Below are 4,365 nucleotides of genomic sequence, written 5' to 3'. Positions count from 1 at the left end.
CGGGCCCGCCGGCGCCGGCCACCGCCACCACGGCCCCTTCCAGGGGGCCGCCGTCGGTGTCGGCCGTGCCGGGGGTCCCGGGGGTCGCTGTGCTCATGTCCTTCGCCTCCTCGTGCCCGTCGCTCATGCGGCCACGTCCACGGACGGGCGGTCCGCGGTGATGCCCCTGGTCGAGGCGATGACGCCCCGCAGCTTCTTCGAGAGTGCCTCGTAGAACATGCTGAGCGGGAACTCGTCCGGGTGCACCTCGTCGACGAGTTTGCGCGGCGGCAGGTCCAGGTCGAGGGCCTCGGGGCCCTTGGCCCAGGTGGAGCCGGGGTGCGGGGAGAGGTAGCCGGCGACCAGTTCGTAGGCCTTGAACCAGTGCACGAGCTTGGGACGGTCGATGCCGTCGCGGTAGAGGGTCTCGATCTCCTCGCGCAGTCGCACCGTCACCTCGCGGGCGCGGTCCCAGTCGATGGTGAGCTTGTTGTCGCGCCAGCGCAGGGCGTCGTGCTGGTGCAGGTAGGCGAAGAGCAGCTGGCCGCCCAGACCGTCGTAGTTGCGGTTGCGCTCACCGGTCACGGGGAAGCGGAACAGCCGCTCCAGGATGACGGCGTACTGCACGTCCCGGCCCTGCGTGAAGCCGTCGGCCTCCAGCTTCACGCCCTCGTGGAAGGCGGTGAGGTCGCAGCGCAGCTCCTCGAGGCCGTACATCCAGAACGGCTGGCGCTGCTTGATCATGAACGGGTCGAAGGGCAGGTCGCCGTGGCTGTGGGTGCGGTCGTGGACCATGTCCCACAGGACGAACGTCTGCTGGGCGCGGTGCTGGTCGGTCAGCAGGCCGTGGGCGTCCTCGGGGAGTTCCAGGCTGGTCACCTCGCAGGCGGCGTTCACGACGCGCCGGAACCGGGCGGCTTCGCGGTCGCAGAAGATGCCGCCCCAGCTGAAGCGCTCGGGGGCCTCGCGCACGGCTATCGTCTCGGGGAAGAGCACGGCGGAGTGGGTGTCGTAGCCGCTGGTGAAGTCCTCGAAGGTGATGCCGAGGAACAGCGGGTTGTCGTAGCGGGTGCGCTCCAGCTCGGAGAGCCAGTCGGGCCACACCATGCGCAGGACGACGGCCTCGAAGTTGCGGTCCGGGTTGCCGTTCTGCGTGTACATGGGGAACAGGACGAGGTGCTGACGGCCGTCCACCCGCTGCTCGGCGGGCTGGAAGGCGAGCAGCGAGTCCAGGAAGTCGGGCACGGCGAAGTCGGAGTCGGCCCAGCGGCGCAGGTCGGAGACGAGCGCGCGGTGGTACGCCTCGTTGTGCGGCAGCAGCGGCGCGAGGGCCTCGATCGCGCCGATCACCCGCTCGACCTCGGCCGTGACGGCCTCACGGGAGGGGGCGCCCTCGGCACCGAAGTCGATGGAGCCGTCCTTCGACTGCCAGGGCCGGATCGTCTCCACGGCGCTCTTCAGGTCCGACCAGGCGGTGTGCTCCACCACGGGCGAGGCGGTGGGAACACCGTCCGCCGCGGCGCCGGGCAACAAGGTCTGAGTCATCTCTGTCCCTCCACAGGAAAAATCATGTGCTCCTCACGGTAGGCACAGTCCTACCCCGCACTCAAGCGGAGTAGCCGTAAATCTTCCTGTTCAAGCTGCGTGAGTACGGTGTTTTTCCTCTCGTTTGAGGATTGCACAGCAGCTTCAGGCGGTGACCCCAGGGCTGAGCTGCCGATTGGAAACGGGGCCGTAACGGGACGGAACGGGCGTGCGGGCCCCGGTGGCCGCCGTCCCCGGCACGTCCGACGCCCGCCCGATGGCGTTCACCCCGCGTTGGCCGGCTCCCGCTACGCTTCTCCGCGAGCGGGCGCCAGCCGGCCCGCCCTCCGTACGAAAGCGAGAGCACCACCGTGTCACTGCTCACCGTGGGACACCGCGGTCTGATGGGGGCCGAGCCGGAGAACACCGTGCGTTCGTTCCGCCGCGCGGAGCGCGAGGGCGTCGACGTGATCGAGCTGGACCTGCACCTCAGCAGGGACGGCGAGCTGATCGTGATGCACGACGCCTCGGTGGACCGGACCACCGACGGCACCGGGCCGCTCGCCGGCCACACGCTCGCCGAACTGCGCCGCCTGGACGCCGGCCAGGGGGAACGGGTACCGACCTTCGAGGAGGTCGTCGACGCCGTCGCCGCGCCGATCCAGGCGGAGATCAAGGACCGCGACGCCGCCCGGGTACTCGCCGGCGTCATCAAGGACCGGAACCTGCACGAGCGCGTCACGGTCATCTCGTTCCACGACAGCGCGCTGCGCGAGACCCGTTCCCTGCTGCCCGGCATCCCGCTGGGACTGGTCACGGGCCGCTCGACCGCGACCGCGCCGGAGCGTGCCGTCGAGCTGGGCGCCGAGCTGGTGTCGGCGGAGTTGCCGCGCCTGACCCCCGACGTGGTCACCCGCTGCCGGGCGGCGGGTGTCCGCGTGATCAGCTGGACCGTCAACACCACCGAGGAGCTGGCCACCGCCCGGACGCTCGGGTTGGACGGCGTGGTGACCGACATGCCGCAGATCGTGCACGCCGCCCGGCAGGAGTGACACCGCGCGGGAGTGACACCGCGCGGCACCGTCTCGGCGCACCGGGGCACGCGCCTCCCGGACGCCGACCCGCCGGGCGAAGGCCGAGGTGACCACCGGCCGCGGCGGGGGGCCGTCCGGCCGGGGACCTGGGCACCGCCTCAGGCGAGGGGCTTCACCAGCAGCTCGAATACCAGGTCGTCCCGGAGCGGCACACCGCAGCGCTCGTCGCCGTAGGGGAAGGGGACCAACTGCCCGGTGCGCGTGTAACCGCGGCGCACGTACCAGGCGATCAGATCCTCCCGGGCGTTGATCACCGTCATCTCCATGCGACGGGCGCCCCACGCCTCCCGGGCGGTTCGCTCCGCCTCGGCCAGCACCCGCTTGCCGAGACCCCCGCCCTGGAGCCCGGGACGGACCGCGAACATGCCGAAATAGGCGATGGGTGTCCCGTCCGGCGCGGTCCGGCCCTGCAACTGGCAGCAGGCCGCCAGCAGTCCGTCCGTGTGCGCGGTCAGCAGCAGGCTGTCGGCGTCCTCCAGCACGGCACGCACCCCCTCGGGGTCGGTGCGCTGCCCGTCCAGCAGGTCCGCCTCGGTCGTCCAGCCGACCCGGCTCGCGTCCCCGCGGTACGCCGACTCGATCAGCGCCACCAGCGCCTCGACGTCGGCCTCGACGGCGTACCGGAAGACGGGGCCGGTCGTCTGCTGGGCGGTCGTCCGCTGTGCTGCGTCCATGAGCGGTGAGCCTAACGCGTCGGCCCGGGCCCGCGCCGACGTGCCTCCCGACGCCCCCGGGCCCTCGGCACGCCTCCCGGGCCGTGATCGGCAGGCGGTGCGCGCGGGTTTGCTCCGACCCGGCACGGCGGGCTGACGGGGCCCGCGACGGCCGCCTAGGGTCGGCTCATGGTGCATGTACTGAGCAGCCGGGTGCTGCTGCGACCCACCGACCCCCAGGCCGCCCGCGACTACTACGGCGGCGCGCTCCGCCTCGCCGTCCACCGGGAGTTCGGCACCGGAGAGGAACGCGGCACGGTCTACTTCCTGGGCGGCGGCTTCCTGGAGATCTCCGGCCGGTCCGCCGAGCCGTGCTCACCGGGCCTGAAGCTCTGGCTCCAGGTCGCCGACGTCATGGCGGCGCACACGGAACTCGTCGAGGCGGGCGTCGAGGTGCTGCGACCACCACTCAGGGAGCCCTGGGGCCTGGTGGAGATGTGGATCGCGGCACCGGACGGCGTCCGGCTGTGCGTGGTGGAGATCCCCGAGGACCACCCGCTGCGCCACCGACCCGGCATCTGACCCCGCGCGCTCCCGGTTCTGCCCCTGTGCGCTCCCTCTGGCCGCCGGCTCCCCGGCCCTCCCCGGGCATCCTCCCCGCACGGGTCGGACGGCGGGGAGGGGCACGATGCACGGGCCGGAACCGGTGGCGTGGTTGCTGACCGCGGTGTGCGCGCTGGCCGCCCTGGTGTGCCTGGCTCGGGCCCGCAGCGGGCCCCGGCCACTGCGCCGGATGGCAGCGGCGGAGTCGGTGATGGCGTTCGGCATGGCGGCGATGGCCCTGCCTGCCCAGCCGGTTCCACCCCTGGGGTACGTGGCGCTGTTCACGGCGACGGCGGCGGGTTCCGCCGTGCTGCTGTGCCGGGGCGCTCCCCACCAGGCGCACCATCTGGTGGAGTCGCTCACCATGGTCTACATGGGCCTGGCCATGACGGGCCCGGCGACCGGGCCGCACACCGCCCACCAGGAGGACGGCGGCGTGCCCGCCGTGACGGGTGTGCTGCTGCTCTACTTCGGGCTCTACGCCCTGCGCGCCGGCCTCCGTCTGCTGCCGG

The 4,365-nt window shown here is 72.4% G+C and carries 5 protein-coding genes; 3 read left to right on the top strand and 2 right to left on the bottom strand.

The genetic code is table 11. The features are described 5' to 3' along the window. Positions 1-123: 123 nt before the first annotated feature. Positions 124-1,524, bottom strand: coding sequence for a DUF6421 family protein (locus tag ACYVE9_RS17200; protein ID WP_461028754.1), 1,401 nt, complete (start codon positions 1,522-1,524; stop codon positions 124-126). Between the two features lie 350 nt (positions 1,525-1,874). Here ACYVE9_RS17200 and ACYVE9_RS17195 point away from each other — a divergent pair, with 350 nt between their 5' ends. After that, a complete protein-coding gene (locus ACYVE9_RS17195; RefSeq protein WP_461028753.1) occupies positions 1,875-2,555 on the top strand; it encodes a glycerophosphodiester phosphodiesterase in 681 nt (226 codons plus the stop codon). Positions 2,556-2,695: 140 nt separating this feature from the next. On the opposite strand, the gene ACYVE9_RS17190 is transcribed toward ACYVE9_RS17195, so the two are convergent. After that, positions 2,696-3,271, bottom strand: coding sequence for a GNAT family N-acetyltransferase (locus tag ACYVE9_RS17190; protein WP_461028752.1), 576 nt, complete (start codon positions 3,269-3,271; stop codon positions 2,696-2,698). Between the two features lie 168 nt (positions 3,272-3,439). On the opposite strand from ACYVE9_RS17190, the gene ACYVE9_RS17185 reads away from it, so the two are divergent. Together ACYVE9_RS17185 and ACYVE9_RS17180 are read left to right on the top strand one after the other, a co-directional pair. After that, on the top strand, positions 3,440-3,832 hold the full coding sequence (locus ACYVE9_RS17185; RefSeq protein WP_461028751.1) for a VOC family protein: 393 nt from the start codon (positions 3,440-3,442) through the stop codon (positions 3,830-3,832). A gap of 106 nt (positions 3,833-3,938) precedes the next feature. Continuing rightward, on the top strand, positions 3,939-4,365 hold a 427-nt coding region (locus tag ACYVE9_RS17180), incomplete at its 3' end, for a DUF5134 domain-containing protein (protein ID WP_461028750.1).

The organism is Streptomyces sparsus (assembly GCF_054776295.1).
Note: the sequence above shows the minus strand (reverse complement) of the source record. Positions and strands in the feature narration are given on the sequence as shown.